Annotated in this window: 16 protein-coding genes, 1 tRNA gene and 1 pseudogene; 10 read left to right on the forward strand and 8 right to left on the reverse strand. The window is 39.9% G+C overall.

Going from position 1 to position 20,212, the window contains the following annotated elements:
• Nucleotides 1-155 precede the first annotated feature (155 nt).
• The 7 genes and pseudogenes from sixA to RMY16_RS20970 form a co-directional block, all read right to left on the reverse strand.
• Nucleotides 156-650 (reverse strand): phosphohistidine phosphatase SixA, encoded by a 495-nt coding sequence (gene sixA / locus RMY16_RS20945; protein WP_322738022.1) that lies wholly within the window; start codon nt 648-650, stop codon nt 156-158.
• Nucleotides 651-792: 142 nt separating this feature from the next.
• A pseudogene (locus RMY16_RS33090) lies at nt 793-987 on the reverse strand (hypothetical protein); the annotation flags it as partial.
• An 18-nt stretch (nt 988-1,005) separates the two neighbouring features.
• Entirely contained in the window at nt 1,006-1,182 is a 177-nt protein-coding gene (locus RMY16_RS20950) for a hypothetical protein (RefSeq protein ID WP_322738023.1), read from the reverse strand.
• Nucleotides 1,175-1,423, reverse strand: a complete 249-nt coding sequence (locus tag RMY16_RS20955; RefSeq protein WP_322738024.1) for a hypothetical protein — start codon at nt 1,421-1,423, stop codon at nt 1,175-1,177. Before RMY16_RS20955 ends, RMY16_RS20950 begins: the two co-directional genes overlap by 8 nt.
• Before the next feature lie 799 nt (nt 1,424-2,222).
• Nucleotides 2,223-2,693, reverse strand: a complete 471-nt coding sequence (locus RMY16_RS20960) for a DUF29 domain-containing protein (RefSeq protein WP_322738025.1) — start codon at nt 2,691-2,693, stop codon at nt 2,223-2,225.
• Nucleotides 2,694-2,934: 241 nt separating this feature from the next.
• Nucleotides 2,935-4,218: a bifunctional oligoribonuclease/PAP phosphatase NrnA gene (locus tag RMY16_RS20965; RefSeq protein WP_322738026.1), complete on the reverse strand. Its 1,284-nt coding sequence runs from the start codon at nt 4,216-4,218 to the stop codon at nt 2,935-2,937.
• A 663-nt stretch (nt 4,219-4,881) separates the two neighbouring features.
• A complete protein-coding gene (locus RMY16_RS20970) occupies nt 4,882-5,379 on the reverse strand; it encodes an HNH endonuclease (RefSeq protein ID WP_094349059.1) in 498 nt (165 codons plus the stop codon).
• A 392-nt stretch (nt 5,380-5,771) separates the two neighbouring features.
• On the opposite strand from RMY16_RS20970, the gene alr reads away from it, so the two are divergent.
• From alr to RMY16_RS21015, 9 genes are all read left to right on the forward strand, one after another.
• A complete protein-coding gene (gene alr / locus RMY16_RS20975) occupies nt 5,772-6,959 on the forward strand; it encodes an alanine racemase (protein ID WP_322738027.1) in 1,188 nt (395 codons plus the stop codon).
• 174 nt (nt 6,960-7,133) lie between these two features.
• Nucleotides 7,134-7,215: transfer RNA gene (locus tag RMY16_RS20980), tRNA-Leu, on the forward strand.
• A gap of 881 nt (nt 7,216-8,096) precedes the next feature.
• Nucleotides 8,097-9,164, forward strand: coding sequence for a response regulator (locus RMY16_RS20985; RefSeq protein ID WP_322738028.1), 1,068 nt, complete (start codon nt 8,097-8,099; stop codon nt 9,162-9,164).
• 62 nt (nt 9,165-9,226) lie between these two features.
• Nucleotides 9,227-9,604: a response regulator transcription factor gene (locus RMY16_RS20990; RefSeq protein WP_069071198.1), complete on the forward strand. Its 378-nt coding sequence runs from the start codon at nt 9,227-9,229 to the stop codon at nt 9,602-9,604.
• A 4-nt stretch (nt 9,605-9,608) separates the two neighbouring features.
• Complete coding sequence (locus RMY16_RS20995) at nt 9,609-10,106, forward strand: chemotaxis protein CheW (RefSeq protein ID WP_194042956.1); 498 nt, start codon at nt 9,609-9,611, stop codon at nt 10,104-10,106.
• Between the two features lie 61 nt (nt 10,107-10,167).
• Complete coding sequence (locus RMY16_RS21000; protein WP_322738029.1) at nt 10,168-12,975, forward strand: methyl-accepting chemotaxis protein; 2,808 nt, start codon at nt 10,168-10,170, stop codon at nt 12,973-12,975.
• Between the two features lie 243 nt (nt 12,976-13,218).
• A complete protein-coding gene (locus tag RMY16_RS21005; RefSeq protein WP_322738030.1) occupies nt 13,219-16,230 on the forward strand; it encodes a hybrid sensor histidine kinase/response regulator in 3,012 nt (1,003 codons plus the stop codon).
• 694 nt (nt 16,231-16,924) lie between these two features.
• Entirely contained in the window at nt 16,925-17,497 is a 573-nt protein-coding gene (locus tag RMY16_RS21010; RefSeq protein WP_322738031.1) for a Uma2 family endonuclease, read from the forward strand.
• A gap of 84 nt (nt 17,498-17,581) precedes the next feature.
• Nucleotides 17,582-18,508, forward strand: coding sequence for a PEP-CTERM sorting domain-containing protein (locus RMY16_RS21015; protein WP_322738032.1), 927 nt, complete (start codon nt 17,582-17,584; stop codon nt 18,506-18,508).
• A gap of 133 nt (nt 18,509-18,641) precedes the next feature.
• Here the strand turns inward: RMY16_RS21015 and RMY16_RS21020 are convergent, their stop codons facing one another.
• On the reverse strand, nt 18,642-18,926 hold the full coding sequence (locus tag RMY16_RS21020) for a DUF427 domain-containing protein (RefSeq protein ID WP_322738033.1): 285 nt from the start codon (nt 18,924-18,926) through the stop codon (nt 18,642-18,644).
• A gap of 811 nt (nt 18,927-19,737) precedes the next feature.
• On the opposite strand from RMY16_RS21020, the gene RMY16_RS21025 reads away from it, so the two are divergent.
• A complete protein-coding gene (locus RMY16_RS21025) occupies nt 19,738-19,962 on the forward strand; it encodes a hypothetical protein (protein WP_322738034.1) in 225 nt (74 codons plus the stop codon).
• Nucleotides 19,963-20,212 lie beyond the last annotated feature (250 nt).

Below are 20,212 nucleotides of genomic sequence, written 5' to 3' on the forward strand. Positions count from 1 at the left end.
GCGGCGGGAATGCCTTCTAAACCAGGCTTGTATTCGCACACCATCATGGCAACACCATTTGCTTTGTGAAATATCTGATCAAGCTAACTTACCAGAAATTTATTATCGCCATAACAGTAGCCGTTCTAACAACAATCGAAAATGTTGAAAAACTGTTATAGCAGGTACTTGGGTGGTGTCAACCAAAACATCTGACTCCGACCCAAAGGAGAACCAGTTTCTGGTAGTTTTATCCCAATCATACCTGCTTTTTTCAAGACTAAACTTTCTTTGACTTCTCCCCACAGGAGAATTTCTGCCCAATTGGTTAAATCAGGTTCGTGTCCAACCAGCGCCAGTTGGGTATTTTGGGAAAAATTTCTTGGCTCTAACCAGTCTTTTAGCCAACTAGAAATTTGACCATCATGGGCGAGGTGGCTAGATTCCTCTAACTGGGAGCTTAATTTTTCTGCTATCAGGATTTCAGCAGTTTGGCGGGCCCGCACTAAGGGACTGGTGAGAATTAAATCAAAGTTTAAACCTAATTTAACAAGTTTTTGGGCAACTTTCTCAGTTTTTTGCCTTCCTTCCTTGGTTAGGCTGCGCTCCTCATCTTTGATGCCTAATCCCTTGTCTTCGGCGATGCCATGACGAATTAAGTAAAGTTCCATACTTTGAATTTTGTTCGCGTACTGGGTCGTAACCCGTACTTAGTTAGGAGTTACGTTTGATGTTAATGAATCCATCCTAACTTTAATCATGATTACGTATTCGTTGATCTGCTATCTGCCCGATGCAACGTAGTCTAAAGTTTTATGGATATGGCAATAGGTTTAAACCTTGAATAAATCTGTAATCCCGTTGGTTTTTTGTGATAAACGGGTAATTCACCACTATTGCTGTAGCTGCAATCAGACTATCAGGAATAAGCAAGCCATGACTTAGCCGATAAGACCGCAATAAATCAACTGCTGTGTCAGATACAGTCTGGTCAATCTTAATGATGTAAAACTGCTTGAGGAAATTTTATAGTGCTTGTAGTTCTGCTTTGTTACGACAACCAACCATTAGTTCCATTTGTGTGATTATGCTAATTGCCAAGCCAGAACTCGCTTTCAGATTTTGCAAACACTTTACTGCTTCGAGAACACCCCTACCTGCATCAATTAGAATATCAGTATCAACGATAGTTGAGTTAGTCATGTAGTAACTTTGACCACTCATTTTGTCTAACATCACGTACCCAAGCAGTACTATCAGTTAAATCTTGGCGATCGCTCCACATCCCAATAAAGCTATCATTTATCAAGTCAATATCTGGCGACTGAGAGGCAGATTCAACTACTGCATATCTTTGTCGCAAAAAAGCAATAAAGTCGATTACTTGACGCTGTGCTTCCGCAGGAAGGGATAAAAACTCATTGAACAATTCTTGCTGTGTCATTCTTATGTCTCTCAAAAAGCAGAACTGATACAGATTTTAACGCTATGTCTCAGCTATTCACTCAGATAGCGCTAAAATATCGAGCAACACATTGCTGTCAAACAACACGCGCTTCAACTGTATTTTTAATCTAAATAATCAACATAAGTTTCTATCGGATTTTCTTCTCCTAGCTGGATTACACCTATTAAACTCTGAGCCCAAGGGTCAAGGTCGGTCAAAGGTTCTAAGGTGGAATTGAGAGGAATAGACGATAGAGTTTCTTGTTGAATTGATGCTAGAACAGACTGAACTAAATGCCAACGTTCTTTAATTGGTACTTACACTACTTGTTTTTGTAGTTCTAGTAATGTTAAAAGTTTCGATAACTCTTGCTGAGTCATCTTTGATACCTATTAGAAAAATGAAGATGGTTTTGAATTATTAAATAGTAGAACACCATTTACACTGATCAAACCTCTGTTTCAAATACTCCTGCTTGGGATGGTACATTTTATCTTCTGGAACTCGTAACTTTATCCCCTTAATTGTTCGATACTCAGTGGTTTGAAGAATAGGGGAAATATGCACCGAAATTTCTGATTTTATCAAGCCAGGAAGTTCACTATTTTTAATGATTCCTTTCCCACTGTAATATTCTGCTTCACCGTTGCAAAGAAAAATTATAGTTTCCATCAAAAATAAAATTGGCTAATCATGATTACCATGGTAATAGCCATTTATCATACTAGATAGAAGCCGTATATTTACTCAATTTATAGTATGCGTAGCGGTCGTTATAGGGTAATTAAGCTTACGATTATTGGCCAGCGTTAGGATAAAAGTCTAAGTCTAAAATCTCATCAACAGAAAACGCACAAGCGATCGCAAAGCTATCCTCTGATAAACTTGTTTCCACCATTGCCTCTCGCCGCGCTCTTTGATAGTTAGTATTTATCCACTCGGTATCATTTAAAAAACTCCGCAAGCTAGGACTCTCTTGCAGCAATTCATCTATATTCAGTCGCTCACGGGTAATGGTCACTTGCCAACTGTGACTACGACGTTCTGGTTGATACTTCCACTTCAACAAATGCGATAAGACTAACCGCAACGCACTTTGCAACGCCCGTTGTTGACTCTTACCCAAGTCCACCACTTCCTCAATTAAGTGTTCTAAATCCAGCGTGTCCCAGTGCTGCGATCGCAAAAGCTCTGCTGTCTGCTCTACCCACGCATAAAAATCTTGCTCATACAGAGTTTGTAACATTTGCAATTCTATAGAGTTCATGGCGTTCCTTCTTCACAAATAAAATAGGTAGGTGCGATTTAATTTTATTTCTGCCTACCTACTTAACATTAGTCACGAACTACATCCTCAATTAGTTCAGCCTATGTGAAAAGACTAAAATTCCCAACTTTTGAGGAAAGTCGGGAATTTTGTTTATGAGGAATGACTTAGGGATATTATCTGACCAAACACTTTGACTGCTGCACGAGTTAGGAGTTCGCCCCATCTCCTTTATCTCCCTCTATTCTGATTGAATCGGGTTGTCTCTAGGATTCACTAACCTCAGCAGTTTTTGCTTAATTTGAGCGTCGAATACTTCCCATTTCATTTTCGCATAAGCAGAATTTTCGTTGCTGCCAGATAAGAAGCCCATCGGGATTTCAAAGCCGCCTGCGCTTGTCCTTCCACCGCCGAAAAAGCGCCCTGCACTATCTTGTCCAAAGGCTTCTTTGATGAATTCATCGGGGTCAAGGGTCAGTTTGCTGGTTCTCAGGGAGCCAATGACTATTTCTAGTTCTTCGTCTTCATCGTGAACAATGCCGTAAACTACGGCGGTGTGGACGTTTTCTTCGGTGACAAGAAAATCAGCCGCTTGGGGGATGGCGTCACGGTCTTCGTAGCGTAAGTAACCAACACCTGCAATGGAAAAGTTATTTTGGACAATGCGATTTTTTAGCGATCGCTCGATTACATCCATTACCCGCTTGGAACGGTTCGCCTGTAAAATAGCGTTTAGCAATTGGGCATCATAAAATCGGCTTAAATACGCCGCTGCCATAAAGTCTTCTTCTTGTGCTTGCATTAACCGATTTGTATCCGATCGCAAGCCATGCATCAAGGCAGTAGCGCATTTGACGTGTTGATTTATGCTGCTATCTAATGCTAATAATCCCGTTTGGAGGTATTGAGTAAAAATTGTTGCTGTCGCTCTTACATAAGGACGGATATCCTCAAACTCTGAGTGCAGATCGCCTTGGATGCTGTGATGGTCGATGAGTACCACTAAAGGAATTCCAGCCTGCTGCACCGCTGACAGTAGTTGCGAAGTGGTTCCCTGGTTGTCAATTAATACAAAACCTTGATAACATGATAAATCTTTGGTTTTCAAGGTTTGCGTTGTCCAGCGTTGGATTGGTAAATTAGTCAGTCTTACCAAGGCAATATTTTCTTGATGGCTCAATGCACCAGCATAAATGATTTCACATTTGATATCATATTGCTGGGCAATTAACTGATAAGCCCAAGCACAAGAAAGGGCATCAGGATCAGGAAAATCTTGCAGAATTACCAGCTGGCGATCATGTCGGTGTGCCAAAAGGGTTTTTTGCAGTTCTTCTGACTTTTGTTGTGCCAGAGAATTACCACGCTGACTGAGATATATAGCCCCATCGCTTACCGATGGCGGTAATGACGGGCTTTTAAATGCAACTTCCACTGGCGCTTTCTCGATTTCAGGTTCCTCTGGGTTTGGCTCTGTGGTCAACGACAAACTCTCAAACTGAGTAACGGGAGAATTAAAATACATAGGGAACTTTTTTAAAGTGTGAGGCTCCTTTAATTCAGAAATACTACGAGCAGCAATTCACTGAATTTAGCCACATTAATTACGATCTTCGCAAAAATCTCAAGACATTGCACTATACATCTAAGTATATTTCTTGTCAGTAACAGCGCTTAACAATCAACTAACTTTCACTAAAGGGGATACAGCAAGGAAGTTTAAGATATCGGGCTGTATCTAGCAGGATAAATATGTTTTAGGAGTTTTGTTCTCTTTCGTGAATTGAATTAACCGGATTTTTATCTAACTTAGGGTATACTTTCTATCTTATACTTTGGAATTAGTCCTTGATATTTGAAATATTCTTATGCTTAATATTCTCATTATTGTGACTATTGAGCAATTAACAATTATTTTTCATGAACAACGCGTGTTTACTATCCCCTTTGAAAATTTTGAAAATTTAGAGTAAAGTCCAATAGAAAAGGGCAAAATACAGGGGGAGTAAAGAGCAAAAGGGAAACTCTATATACATACAACAAATTTAAAAGCTTGATAGTTGATCAATTGCCTTCGTTGCAAGCCATATAGCCGCCAATTTTTTAACACTCCATAACTAAAGTTATTGGCTATTTCCCCAAGAAAGAGGGTATTTCTGCTTTCTCCTTTGCTCCTCTGATATTTGGCTCAAAGACCTATAACATACTTTTGCCACTCTGTATGCAGTCCACTCTTAAGATGTTTGCTGACCTCGAAATAGAGACTGCTATAAGGTTGGCGCGGGGGATGACGCAAAGGCATGTGAGCTTCGTGGGGAGTCCGACTGCCTTTTTTGACATTGCAACGGACACAAGCGGTAACAATATTCTCCCAAGTATCGCCTCCGCCGCGCGATCGCGGTATTACATGGTCTAGTGTCAATTCATCCCCTGTGTAACCACAGTATTGACAGGCATGACCATCACGGTGCAATATATTTCGGCGAGTTAAAGGGATTTCTTTATAAGGAACGCGTACATAATGACGCAACCGGATCACGGTCGGCAACGGGAAATCCGTGTACAGAAATTTACCGTTGTGTTCCACGCGTTCTGCTTTGCCCTTGATTAAAAGAACTACAGCACGACGCCAACTCGTTATATTGAGAGGTTCGTAAGAGGCGTTTAAGACTAAAACCTTCCCCATTATTTGCGCTCAGGGTATGAGTTTTACAATATATTAACACAAATACACCCTGCTAGGGAGATGAGAAGAAATTATACTTTCGGAAGAATTGGGAAATTAAGTTATGAGTAAAAAGTTAGGAGTGAGGAGTTAGAAGTTGAAAGTAAAATTTATTACTTCTTACTTAGACTGACGAAATCATGCAACGTTTTGTAGAGAAGAACGGAGTGAAAAGTCGATCCATAAGATTTACTTCTCACTCATAACTCTTAACTTTTACTTTAGCGCCGCAACATCTTGTATCATTTCCAATCTGAAGGTTAAACTTCCTATTTAATCTGATCTCGCTTTTAGGAGCGTGTATAGATAGATAACTTGCAAGTTTAGCCGTGGCGGGATAGGAGTCAGTACAAATGTTAAGTCGCAAACAAATCCCAGGTGTAGTTCCCAATCAGCAGTGCGATACTTACGCGTGGTTTTCGCAACGAACTTGGGTAGAAATTGATTTAGAGGCGTTGTCGTACAATGTAAAGCAATTGGTGCAGTTTTTATCGCCGCGTACTCAGTTGATGGCAGTAGTAAAAGCTGATGCCTATGGACATGGAGCAGTAACAGTCGCCCAAATTGCCATCCAATCGGGAGCTAGTTGGCTGGGAGTGGCTACAGTTCCAGAAGCTATTCAATTGCGAGAAGGCGGGATTCAAGCGCCCATTTTGATTTTAGGGGCAACTCATACACTAGAGCAGATTCACGCGATCGCCCAATGGAAACTTCAGCCCACGCTTTGTAGCCCTAAACAAGCTTTAGTATTTTCTGATACTCTGGAATCGATGAATCACGGTTCTCCAGTGCCCGTACACATTAAATTAGACACAGGAATGTCGAGGTTGGGAACTGATTGGCGGCAAGCTGGTGAATTTGTGCAATTAGTGCAGCGCTTACCACATCTTGATATTGCCAGTATTTATTCGCATTTGGCGACAGCAGACGATCCTGATACCACGGCAATGGAAGAACAGCATAAACGATTTGAGGATGCGATCGCTCAAATCAAAGCAATAGGAATTGAAGTACCTTGCCTGCATTTGGCAAACTCAGCCGCCGCACTCACAAATCCAGCATTGCACTACGATATGGTGCGTGTAGGTTTAGCTGTTTACGGACTCTATCCAGCAACCCATTTACAAAATGCGATCGATCTCAAGCCTGTTTTACAACTTAAGGCACGAGTCACCCAAGTTAAAACAATTGCCGCAGGAACAGCTGTTAGCTATGGGCATAAATTTATTGCCCCACGTGAACTTCGCCTCGCTGTCGTGGGAATTGGCTATGCTGACGGTGTTCCTCGCAGCCTTTCCAACAAAATGCAGGCCTTAATTCGCGGTCAGCGGGTGTCGCAAATTGGGACAATTACAATGGATCAGTTGATGCTGGATGTGAGTGCCATACCCAATATCCAAGAAGGAGAAGTAGTCACCTTACTAGGAGAACAGGGAAAAGAACAAATTTCAGCAGACGACTGGGCAAAACAATTAAACACTATTTCGTGGGAAATTCTCTGTGGATTCAAGCATCGTCTGCCTCGTGTTGCAGTTATGTAATTGGGCATGGAGAAGAGGCAGAGGGGTAGGGAGCAGAGAGGAAAGAGGTAATTTTTTATTCTCCCCTTTGCTTCCAGCAAGAACTGCTTCTTTATCTACTCCCGTCTCCCCTGCTTCTTCCTCATTCCCTATTTCCAAAAATAATTTCTTATGATATGATAATAAACTGATGATGCGGATGTGGCGAAATTGGCAGACGCGCTAGATTTAGGTTCTAGTTCCGAAAGGAGTGAAGGTTCAAGTCCTTTCATCCGCACTTTTAATAAATTGAATTGCCTTATCTAGGCTGGTACTTATACTTGAGTTAAAACTTCAAGGATAGTTGGCAGCCTATTTAAATATCGTTTAAATAAAAATATGTTTCGCCAGCATAGCTTCAGATATAAGAGGATATTTGAAAAATTATTTGTGGTGTGCTGCGCCTGTGAACAAGGCAGGGAAAGACTTTTAGCTTAATAGTCTGTTTTCCAGATGATAGTAAATGTGCGAAAGTGCATAAGTCCTAGTGGATTTAATAACCTACAATTTTCGTAGGTAGGATGTGTCGGGGACATAACGTATCATTCCGAGTCCTTTCAGTACCCTACTCTCGGCGGTAAAACACTTTGCAAAAAATAAGTTTTGCATTCTGTTTGATCTAGGTTCTTAAATGCAAATAACAAAAAATACATTTATAGCTTTCAATAAATAAGTATTGTTACTGTGGTCAATTTGAAGTTACTCAATGCAAAGTGGCTTCATTCAGTGCTTACTTGTTTAAAAACTAAGTTTTACTTAAGTGTAAATACATAAATCAAAAGATATTACATCAATAAAATCAGTATTATTCCTGTGGTCAGATTAGGGTTACTCAATGGAAAGTGGCTTCATCTAGTCTTGACATTTTTATGTCTTATTTCTCGAAAGATGTTGATAAATCTCAGTAACACTAAGTAGATTAATTACGATTTACGAATTTACTAAGATTTGCTCGTCTGAAAATAACGCTACTCTCGTTGAGTTCCACCACAAATCTAGATGTAAACAGATGTACTTTAAAATCCGAAAGTTTAATGCTTTTTACTTGATTTTAATTGTGGAATAACTTTACACGAATTTAGCTTACACGTATCGAATTTTAGCTGAAGTAAAAGCAAAATGAGCACAACTCCTATAGGTAGCTACAGGTTGTTCCAGAAACTACATCCGCTATCTCTGTTGGCACAATTAACAAGTCGGCGTGCTACGGGTTGCTTAAGCGTATTTACCGGGATAGTTTCTTGGTCAATCTATCTAGAGGACGGTAAACTTACTTATGCCTCCTATTCAGATAAACTATTTGAGCGCCTTGACAGTCACTTACGGCGTTTGAGCCAGCAAATTCCTGCTCTCAACAGTGCCACTCGTGTACAGATGCGGCTGATGTTTGAGACTAAAAATGAACATCAATCAATACCAAATGCAGATTACCAAGCTATTTGTTGGTTAGTAAATCAGGACTATATTACCTCTGTGCAAGCAGGAAGCCTGATAGACGAATTGGCAAAAGAAGTAATGGAATCATTTCTGTGTTTAAAAGAAGGTAGCTATGAATTCAGTCCAGAAAGCTCTTTGGATGAACTACCAAAGTTCTGTCACCTGGATTTACGGTTGCTTGTTGAACACTGTCAAAAACAGTTACGAAATCGGCAAAACATTCAGTCATCAATTCCGGCTGGTGGGAGTTCCCAAGTGTTATCTGTAACACAAACATCTCAAGTTCAGCCGCAACTGCAAATAAAAATTGGGCAAAAATTGCCAATCCCGATCAATTTTGATCTTCCTGAGAATAATAAAACTACTCAGCCAATTGTTGGCAAAAAACTATATACAATTGCCTGCATTGATGATAGCCAAACTGTTCTAAATTCCATTAAGCACTTTTTGGATGAAAACACATTTTCAGTTGTGATGATCAACGATCCGGTAAAAGCTTTAATGCAAATTTTACGGAGTAAGCCCGATCTGATTTTGCTAGATGTTGAAATGCCAAGTTTAGATGGCTATGAACTATGTTCATTATTACGTAAACATTCAGCTTTTAAAAATATACCGATCATTATGGTAACTGGTAGAACAGGATTTATCGACAGAGCAAAGGCTAAAATGGTCAGATCGTCAGGATATTTGACCAAGCCTTTTACACAATCAGAATTGCTAAAAATGGTTTTTAAGCATCTTGGTTGATTGAAATAAGGCAAATAAAAATAACAAAATATGTTTAATTTATTTTTTTAGGAGATTTGATAGTGAGCCTGACTTTGCTTGGCACAATTTTGATTGTAGAAGATTCTCCCAGCGAATTGGAATTAATGAGCCATTATCTCAAAGAGAGTGGTTACAACGTAATTAAAGCAAGTGGTGCAAAAGAGGGTTTAGAAAAAGCTGTGTTAGAAAAACCAGATGCGATCGTTACTGATGTAGTAATGCCAGAAATGAGTGGATTTGAATTGTGTCGTTCTCTGAGAAGAAATCCAATTACTGCAAAAGTGCCGATTGTAGTTTGTAGTTCTAAAAATCAAGAAATTGACCGTTTGTGGGCAATGAGACAAGGTGCAGATGCCTATATAACTAAACCTTACACCCGCGAACATCTTCTACGTACTATTAAATCAGTGGTAATTTGAATCAATGACTAGTACAAACATTACTCTTTCTTCAAAACCAATCCCGAATAATTTAGCAGATAGTTATCTAAAGTTTCAGCTAAATCAACAAACTACTGCTGTTTTATCAATGAGGCATACGCAAGAAGCAATTCTTGTGCCTGTTGAATCTATTACGTCAATACCGAATATGCCATCCTGCATATTAGGATTAATGAATTGGCGGAGTCGGATAATTTGGGTAGTTGATTTACCAAGAATGCTCAATTTAGAATCTCTAGATTATCGACTGCGACAATACAATGTGATCGTTATCCAAGTGGAATCATTGGTGTTGGGATTAGTTGTACAAGAAATAAAAGGTACAACCAAGTTCATAGTTGATGATATTCATTCTCCTATAGGACAAGTGACATCCAGTTTAGTTCCTTATTTATGTGGGTGCGTTGTGCAACAAGAAGAAATATTACTGGTATTAGATGCACAGGCAATTGTCCAGTCTTCTATTCTCCGTAGTGATTAGGGTGTACTACTAAAAAAAGCTTTTTAGTGTTCTTATTCACATATTTAGGAGAAATGATTTTATGTTTAATAAAACAAACACGAATCAAGGTAATAGCGTTCAAAATCGAGCATCACTGATTTCATCTCAAAAAGCTATTGGAACTGTAGTAAAGCTACCAAATAAGCTAAATAATAAAAGTGTGAATAATTCTTCTTTGAATCAGGGTATTGCCTATTTTACAAGGCTGGGATTAGTTAAGAAAGCGACTATTTTAGCGATCGCAATCGGTACAATACCAGTTTTGGGCATCGGTGCGATCGCTTTTGGTTTTGCTAATAAATCTATTACTAAGCAAATTACTCAATCTCAACAAGCCGAAGCCACTGGTTTGAGTGATAAAGTTAACCGCTTTATGCTGGGGCGCTACGGAGATATTCAGGTAATATCAAACTTGCTATTTTTGACAAATTCTCAAGCTAGTATTAGTACTCAAGAAAAACAAGCAGTTTTAGATCGGGTTGTCGAAGCCTACAAAGCCTATGACGGTATTGCTGTTTTCGATCGCCAAGGTAACTTGATTGTCCAGTCTACAGGCGAACCCCTGGAAAATCCAAAAGACCGCACCTATTTTCAAGACGCTTTACAAAAAGATACTCCTGTCATCAGCAAACCGGAAGCAGCAAATACTGGTGTCGTGAGTATTTATCTAGCTGCACCTGTGAAAGAGACAAGAACGGGACAAACTATTGGCGTGGTACAAGCACGTATGCCCGTAAAATCTTTAGAGGAAGTTATCAAAAACTACGTAGCCAACGGACAACAATACCATTTGCTTGATGCTTCAGGAACAGTTTTCTTGAGTCCCCAAAAGGAATTATTGGGGAAAGAGGCAAAGGGAGAGTATTCTAATTTACCTAAGCTGCTAGCAGCTAGAAAGGCAAATAGTTTTATAGAAGTTCCCAAAACTCACAAAAAACAAGAACTAGTCAGCTATGTACCAGCTAGTACGATAGATGGCTTACCTAATTTAAACTGGCAGGTACTTTTAGCTACAGACACCGCAACTGTATTTGAGCCGCAAAGACAATTGTTGTGGATTATAGCCATCGGTACAGCAGGGACAGCCTTGATTGTGGGTGCGATCGCATCTCGGTTAGCTAGACTGACTACACAGCCAATTCTCAATGCCAGTGCGGCATTAGCAAAGTTAGGTCAAGGTAAATTTAATACCCGTCTGGAAATTGAAAGAGAAGACGAATTAGGGATATTGAGTGCAAATATCAACCTAATGGCTGAACAATTGCAGGTCTTAGTTAAAGAACAGCAACAGGAACTAGACGTTGAAGGGGCAAAATTACTAGCAGATATTACCCTACGGATTCGGAAAATTCTCAAAACTGAAGATATTTATCACGCCGCAGTCAAAGAAGTTCAGCGAATCCTCAAAACAGACCGGGTAATCATTTATAGTCTGAATCCAGGTACTTCGACTGGCGTTGTCGTTGCGGAATCGGTAACAGGTAATTGGCCGGAAATGCTGGGAGTGCAAATTGACGACCCTTATTTTCGAGAACATTATCTAGAAAGCGATCGCGATGGAGAAGTGCAAGCGGTTGCCAATATTCATCAAGACCAAAGCCTGAAAAATGCCGACAGTTACATCCAACTGTTGGAAAAATTTGCTGTCAAAGGTCATTTAATCGTACCGATTCTTGCCCAAGAAAAACTTTTAGGCTTATTAATTGCTCATCATTGCGAAACTCCCCGTGTTTGGCAACAGCCGGAAATTGACTTGTTTCAACAGATAGCAACTCAAGTCGGCTATGCCTTAGAACAAGCCAAGTTATTAGAAGAGATAGAAAAAGTTAGAAATGTAACTATAAGTGGGTCAGACGAAACACTGCAACAACAACTTTTACAACTACTCAATGACGTAGAAGGTGCAGCCAGAGGCGATTTGACAGTGCGTGCAGACGTAACTGCTGGAGAAATTGGTACTGTTGCCGACTTCTTCAACTCCATTGTGGAAAGCCTCCGGGATATTGTTACCCAAGTTAAACAAGCTGCCATCCATGTCAATAGTGCCATTGGCTCTAACGAAGGAGCTATCCGCCACCTAGCAGAAGAAGCGCTAACCCAAGCTGCCGAAATCAACCGCACCCTTGATGCTGTTGACCAAATGACCCAATCCATGAAAGCCGTAGCTGAAAGTGCCGAAAAAGCTGCCTTCATTGCTAACCATGCTGCTCACACTGCTACCAACAGTGGACACGCGATGGATTTGACAGTACAAAATATCCTCTCTTTGCGGGAAACTGTGGGTGAAACTGCTAAGAAAGTGAAACGCTTGGGAGAGTCTTCGCAACAAATTTCTCGCGTAGTGTCCTTAATTAACCAAATCGCGATTCAAACCAACCTGCTTGCCATTAACGCCGGCATCGAAGCAGCACGTGCGGGTGAAGAAGGTCAAGGTTTTGCTGTTGTTGCTGAAGAAGTCGGCGAACTAGCAGTCAGGAGTGCCGCCGCAACCCAAGAAATTGAACAAATTGTTGAAAATATCCAACGAGAAACCAGTGAAGTAGTGCAAGCAATGGAAATAGGCACTACCCAAGTGGTAGAAGGTACTCGAATTGTGGAGGAGGCTAAACAAAGTCTGAGTGAAATTTTGGATGTATCTTCTCAAATCGACTCCTTAGTGCAGTCGATTTCTACTGCAACTGCATCTCAGGTTGAAACATCACAAAGTGTTAGCCAATTGATGAAAGATATTGCTGCTATATCACAACGTACCAGCGATTCATCTCACCAAGTTTCCGAATCTCTGCAACAAACTGTGGATATTTCCCAGCAGTTGCAAGAGACTGTCGAGGCTTTCAAAGTTAGTTAAGTTTGTCATTTGTCATTTGTCTTTTGTCCTTTGCGATTTGCTAGTGATGAATACTTCTCTACGAGAGGCTACGCCAACGACTACGCTCAGTACAAGTGACGAATGACTTTTGTTATTTGTCTGTTGTCATTTGTCCTTTGTCCTTTTACTAATGACCAATGACCAATGACTAATGACTAATGACCAATACTTCGGCTGCGCTCAGTACAAGTGACCAATGACCAATGACTAAGGACAAAAACCATGCTACAAGACAAAGAATTAGAAATCCAGATGCAGTTTCTGGAAGAAGCGACAGATTATTTGAATACCTTAGAAGGGGTATTGCTAGAAATCGATACTAGTAACCGCATCGATTTAGATAAAATCAATGCTGCACTCCGAGCCACTCATTCTATTAAAGGTGGCGCGGGGATGATGGGATTTAAATCGCTAAGTGATTTATCTCACCGTCTGGAAGATTCCTTTAAAGTTTTAAAAACTAAAAAAAATTCTTTAGAAATTGATACTCAGCTGCAAAGTTTATTGCTATCTGGAGTTGACTGGCTGCGTCAAATTGTGGAATTGCTTGCAGAAGGGAATGTTGTCGAAGATCAGTGGTTAGCAACTTTTTGTTATCCCATCTTCGATGAGTTGCATGATCGCTTGGGCGACCCCACCCCAGAAGATGCCTCAACTATGCTATCCCCAGAGGACGGGCAAGACGTTATCCCCTTGCTGTTTGCCACAGAAGTAGAAGAGTGTTTGCAGCGTCTAGAATCTATATTGGCAGATACCGAACAAGGCGGATTGCATGAAGAAATTGCGATCCTGGCAGCGGAATTAGGCGGTTTAGGGGAAATGCTCCAGTTGCCAGCTTTTAGCAAGCTTTGTCAGTCGGTAACGCAGCATTTGGAAACTGTTAGTAGCGAACGCATTCCCGAAATTGCCCAGTTAGCATTGCAAGCATGGCGGCGATCGCAAGCTTTGGTGCTGACAAATCAATTAGATAACTTGCCTACAAAAATTGATTTGGGTAGCTCTACCCAATCCCAGCTACTATTACCAGCAGAAGTCATACCACAACTTCTACCTACAGATGTCATCGACACAGAAGTAGCGTCAACAGCTGTTTGGCAAGCAGAAATAACTCCAGAAACTTGGGTCAAAGATGAAGCAATTGCAGCCAATTTTACATTTGTAGATGCAGAAGTTGCTGATGATGTAAATTCTGTCAATGTAACTGAACACAATACAATATTTGCTAAAGAAGAGAATCCTCCAGATGCCAAATTGAGCGAAGGCAAAGGAGAGCCAGTTGCCGTTGGTAAAGAACGAGAAATTCATGAAAATAGCGTCCGAGTTCCTAGCAAACAGCTAGAGCAAATTAATGATTTATTTGGCGAACTGATTGTTCAACGAAATGGCTTAAACTCGCAATTAGAAAGATTACGCAAACTCGTTCGCAACCTCAACCAGCGAGTTCAAATTCTCGACCGCGAAAACCAGGAATTACGTATAGTTTCCGACAAAATTTCTACTCAAGCTACCTCACAGCTACAACCTGAACATGGCCACCAAGTACAAGGTACAAACACAGAATTTGATGCCTTAGAAATGGATCGCTATAACGAATTAAACCTGCGATCGCAGGAAGTTATGGAAACCATTGTTCAGGTACAGGAAGTCACAACAGATGTGCAACTCAGTGTAGATGATACAGACCATATTGCTCGTAAACTAAACAAAACATCGAAACAGTTACAAACAAAGCTAAATCACATCCGAATGCGGCCGCTGTCCGATTTAGTCGAACGTTTTCCCAGAGCTTTACGCGATTTAAATGTCGAGTATGGCAAAAATGTTCAGTTAAAAATTGAAGGTGGCAACACTTTAATTGAACGCAGCATTTTAGAAGCTTTAAACGAACCTTTAATGCACTTGTTAAGGAACGCTTTCGATCATGGTATCGAAGACTCTGCCACGCGTCGCCTTTTGGGTAAACCAGAACAAGGATTAATTGAAATTACAGCTACTCACCGCAGTAATCGCACCATCATCACCATCCGTGATGATGGTTGGGGCATTTCTTTAGAGAAAATTCGCACCCGCGCTTTAGCTATGGGATTGGATGCTTCTTTACTGGCTAATGCTAGTGATGAAGAATTATTATCACTAATTTTTGAGCCAGGTTTTACCACCTCCGAACAAGTCACAGCATTATCTGGCCGCGGTGTCGGTATGGATGTAGTTCGCAACAACCTCAAACTAATTCGAGGAGATGTGAAAGTTGATACGGAACCAGGAGTTGGTACTACCTTCACCTTATCAGTACCCTTTACACTTTCCGTTGCCCGAGTTCTGCTGGTAGAAATCAATAAAATTCTATTGGCATTTCCCACAGATGTTATTTCAGAAATATCTTTACTCCAAGACGAGCGAGTTTTTGAAATGGCTGGTAGCGAAGTTTTAAATTGGCAAGGAACCATGCTGCCGCTGATTCGCTTAACTCGTTATTTAGAGTTTAATTGCCTACGCTACGATAGCGCAGAGTTGGAAATTCCGGCAGCCATTAGTACTAACAGCGTGTTAGTAGTCAAAGGTAATAATCAGTCAGTAGCAATCCAAATAGATCGTTGCTGGGGTGAACAAGAAGTTGCGATTCGCCAAGTCGAAGGAAATATACCTTTACCTGAAGGCTTCAGCAACTGCACAATTCTCGGTGATGGTCGAGTAGTGCCACTAGTTAATGTTAATGAGTTGCTGTATTGGATTGCTACAAATAAAAAGACACCGAGAGGAACTCAATTACCATCAGCAAGGTTAAAAACACCGTTCCTGATATTTGATGAAGAGAAAATATCAGCAGCATCTATTAAGCAGAAAGGCACAATTTTAATCGTAGATGATTCGATTAATGTACGCCGCTTTTTAGCTCTGACTCTTGAAAAAGGAGGCTATCAAGTAGAGCAAGCTAAAGATGGTCAAGATGCCTTAGAAAAACTCCATAGTGGATTAAAAGTGGAAGCAGTAATTTGCGATATTGAAATGCCTCGCCTTGATGGTTATGGCTTTTTAGGTAAGGTAAATTCAGACGTTGATACAAAAAATATTCCAGTTGCTATGCTGACTTCTCGTAGCAGCAATAAACATCGGCAACTAGCTATGCAATTGGGGGCGCGGGCTTACTTTTCTAAACCTTATAACGAGCAAGAGTTATTGCAAACGCTGGAGGAGATAATTCGTAATGTTGCAGAACAGGCAGCTTCTAATTAAAAATTGTTAATTCATAATTAGGTTTTAGATATTTTCGTAGGGTGCATTAGTCTTTGGCTAACGCACCATTTGTTTTAACTTCTAATGTCTTGGCGACTGGAAGTCACAGCTACACGAGACTTTACCCGCCTGCGCGGGTTCAAAAACTAAATTATATCAGTAATCATCACCTAGCTTTTGCGTCATATTATTGGTGTGAATTGAAATAAATATACGTAAACTCAATTTGTAGTGAATTTATGGTAACTGTAACATTGACGGCTGTTGCTACTGCGATCGCAACTACATATTGAACTAAAGCACAGGACAAAAACACAGAAGCTATCGTTATAAATAAAGTTGTTATCTTTACCAAGCTTGTCTCTTCGTTACCAACACGACTTGTTTCGTGACGAATGCTTATCCGTTGGTAACAACACAACTTGTTTCGTGACGAATGCTTATCCGTTGATAACGACACAACTTGTTTTGTTACCAATACAACCTGTTTCGTTACCAAAGCTTATCTATTTGTGCAAACATTTATGCGATCGTTACTACAGCTTAAGCAAAACTTATCAATACAAATTCTAACCAAAGCTTAGAGCTATTTTTTTTTCAGGTAAGCAGCAACATCAAGGAAAATAAACTCGCTACCTAAAATCCCAGGACAGAAAATGCTAAGATTCCAATCAAATATGGCATTTGCACAGCTATGACAAACACGCTGCACAAATCTATCTCTTTAGCAGAGTTCCTCAAACTGCCAGAAACAGAACCTGCTAGTGAATTTATCGATGGTCGTATCTACCAGAAACCAATACCACAAGGCAAACATTCCCGCCTACAACTAAAACTTTGTAACGCAATTAGTCAAATTGCTGAAGAACAAGAAATTGCCTTGGCTTTTCCAGTATTACGCTGCACATTTGGCGGACGTTCGATTGTACCAGACGTGAGTGTATTTACTTGGGAACGGATTCCCTTTGATGCTAATGGGGAAATTGAAAATACCTTTGGAATTTATCCTGATTGGACAATTGAAATTCTTTCACCAGAACAGAATACAACCAAGGTAATTATAAATATTCTTCACTGTCTAAAACACGGTACTCGATTAGGATGGTTGCTCGATCCCAATGAACGCTTAGTATTAGTATTTTTGCCAGGGCAGCAACCTATAGAGATAACTGGGGATGAAGTCTTGCCTGTACCTGACTTTTTGCAACTGAATTTAACGGTTACGCAGGTTTTTGCATGGCTAAAGCCAACAAAAATTAGTCAATAAAGATGATTAATATTCAGTTAAAAGATAGTAAGAATAATATCCCAGACTTTTGTAATTTTGAAAAATTAATCCGAGGAGTTTTAGGTGACAAAAAATAATAAAAAAAAGGCGATCGCTCAAGCTATTTCCACAGTCGTTGCTCTGGGTTGGGTGATAATGCAAGTGGAATCAGCACAAGCTGCTACCTTGGTGGTTAACAATCTCAATGATAGTGGCGTCGGCTCGTTGCGAGACACTATCAACATTGCAGCTAGCAATGACGTAGTAGAGTTCTTATTGGGCAGTAATCCTAGTACAATTACACTGAAAAGTGGGGCACTTACAATTGCCAAAAATCTCACCATTAATGGCCCAGGTGCTAACTTACTTACCATCAGTAGCAATAATCACTTCCCCGTGTTAGACATTAACGCCGCGAATGTTACACTTTCTGGGCTTGCGATCGCTGGTAATATCAACGCTTACAATTCTAGTAATCTAACGTTTACCAATAGCACCATCAGCGGTGACAATGTGAATATAGATGGTAACTTAACACTTATCAATAGCATTATCAACAGCGAGAATTTAGCGATCAAGGGTGGACTAACAGGAATCGATGATAGTAATGTAAACGTTTTAAATAGCATCACCATTGGCGGCAATTTAACAAGCTCTAGCGGCAATTTAACTATCTCTACTGGCAGCCTGCGAATTAACGCTAGTAGCAATAATTCAGAAGCAGCAGGTAGTTTGACTGTTACAGCCGATAACGTTGTCGTAATAAGTGGTAGTCAGGTAACGATTCCCATTAGCACCAGCGGCAATTCTGGGCAAATTAACAGTGGTAGCCATAATTCAGGTTCAGCAGGCAACATAACTATCAACTCTGGTACTTTGATATTGAACCCTGGTGCTATTATATCGAAACCAGTACCCGAACCAAGTGCGATCGCTGGTACTATACTTGCTGGTAGCCTGGCTTGGCTAGTGAAGAGAAAGCAAGTAGTATTTCGCAAGGTGAAAGTATAATTAATTATTAAAACAAATTTGTAAATGAAATAGTTTAAATAATTAGCCCGTTTGTGCGGGCTAATTATTTTATGTGCAATTAGTCAAACATAATATCAATTACCTGAAACTAAAATAATTCCAGGAACCTTTATTAAGCCTCAACTTTTACACCCTTCCAGAAAGCCACATAACCTTCAATATTCTTAGCCTTCTCCTTGGCGGTGGGATAATACCAAGCAGCATCTTTATTGATTTGCCCATCAACTTTGATACTGTAGTAACTGGCAACACCTTTCCAAGCACAAGTAGTGTGGGTGTTACTTTCAGTAAAGTACTGCTTGTTAATGGCGTCAACAGGGAAATAATGGTTGCCCTCCACAACTACAGTATTATCACTCTCGGCTAAAGTAGCTCCATTCCAAATTGCTTTCGGCATAAATGACTTTGTAAATAAACTATACATATAACATTTTTACACTATCAGCTTATTTGTAGTGAATTTCTGGAACCTGTAACGCTGCAAAATAGTTCAGAAGTCATGCAATACTTCTCGGTTAAGCATTTTTAACTCAGAATCGGGTTTGGGGTAAAGGGTAAAGGGTAAGGGTTAAAGGTTTTTTCTTTCCCTTTTCCCTTTCCCCTTTTCCCTTTAACCGAGAAGTATTGAGAAGTCATGAAGAGGCAATGAGTTACAGGATTTCCCTTTGATATTAATTACAATCACTTTTACTTATCAATTTGAAAATTAAAAGCATTTGCTTCCATCATCAAGATTTTCTAACATATTGGTATGGAAAGTTTATTAGCCAAAACAAAGTTATATTTCGGTTGATAGCCTCAAGTAAAAAATCTCTAGATATGTGAGTAAGCGATGCCTGCGGTGTTCACTGACTTGTACTGAGCGCAGTCGGCTTTGTCGTACCACTTGCCTACGGCACGCTACCCGAACGTGGAAGCAAGCTACGCGCAGCGTCTCGTAGAGAAGTGCGAACTAAGCTAAGGCATATTCTAGAAATACTTGTGAGGCAAGGAGTTTATTTAGCGTATCTTTGACTCTTTTAAGTTCTGACTAAGCCTTCTTTGAATGTTCAATTTATCCGATTTGGGTGAATTTGACTAACGCGTTTAGGTAATTAATAAATCAACCCATCAACTGATCCTAAAAGGTTGAGATTAAAAAAACAGTGGACTCTATTTTTAGAGAATACTGATTGCAATTGCACTTTGTTCTAATTGAGGATAACTCTATGAAATTCACAAACTCGCTAAATTCTGCACATATTATTGCTTGGATTAACTCTATGTCCAAAATCACTTACTTTCATCAAAGCAAAAATCACAATAGCCCATCAATAAATACAGATGTCAACTCTGATACTTCCCCTAGTTATTCCACAAATCCCAATTTTCTCAAACCTTTTGATACTGCTTCTATTGCCTATTACATGATGGGTTTTGGTAATTTTGAATGAGCTAAGTTACATCTGGGCTTTTGAGGTGTAGTCTATATCATTTTATCAATTACAGTTTTGTTTACAAAATAGTCTCTTATGAAGCTATGGTAATTTACTTCAAAGCTTATCTCTCAAGCTTTGAGGATATTACTTTACGCAAATTTATGATTAATAAATCAATAAATATGATGACCTAATCACAAGAGCTTAAATTGCTACAAAAGAAGATTCTATTACTTGAAAATACTAATTAATTTCTACCAAGGAT

The sequence above is a fragment of the Nostoc sp. DedQUE12b genome, from assembly GCF_034530835.1.
GTDB lineage: Bacteria > Cyanobacteriota > Cyanobacteriia > Cyanobacteriales > Nostocaceae > Nostoc.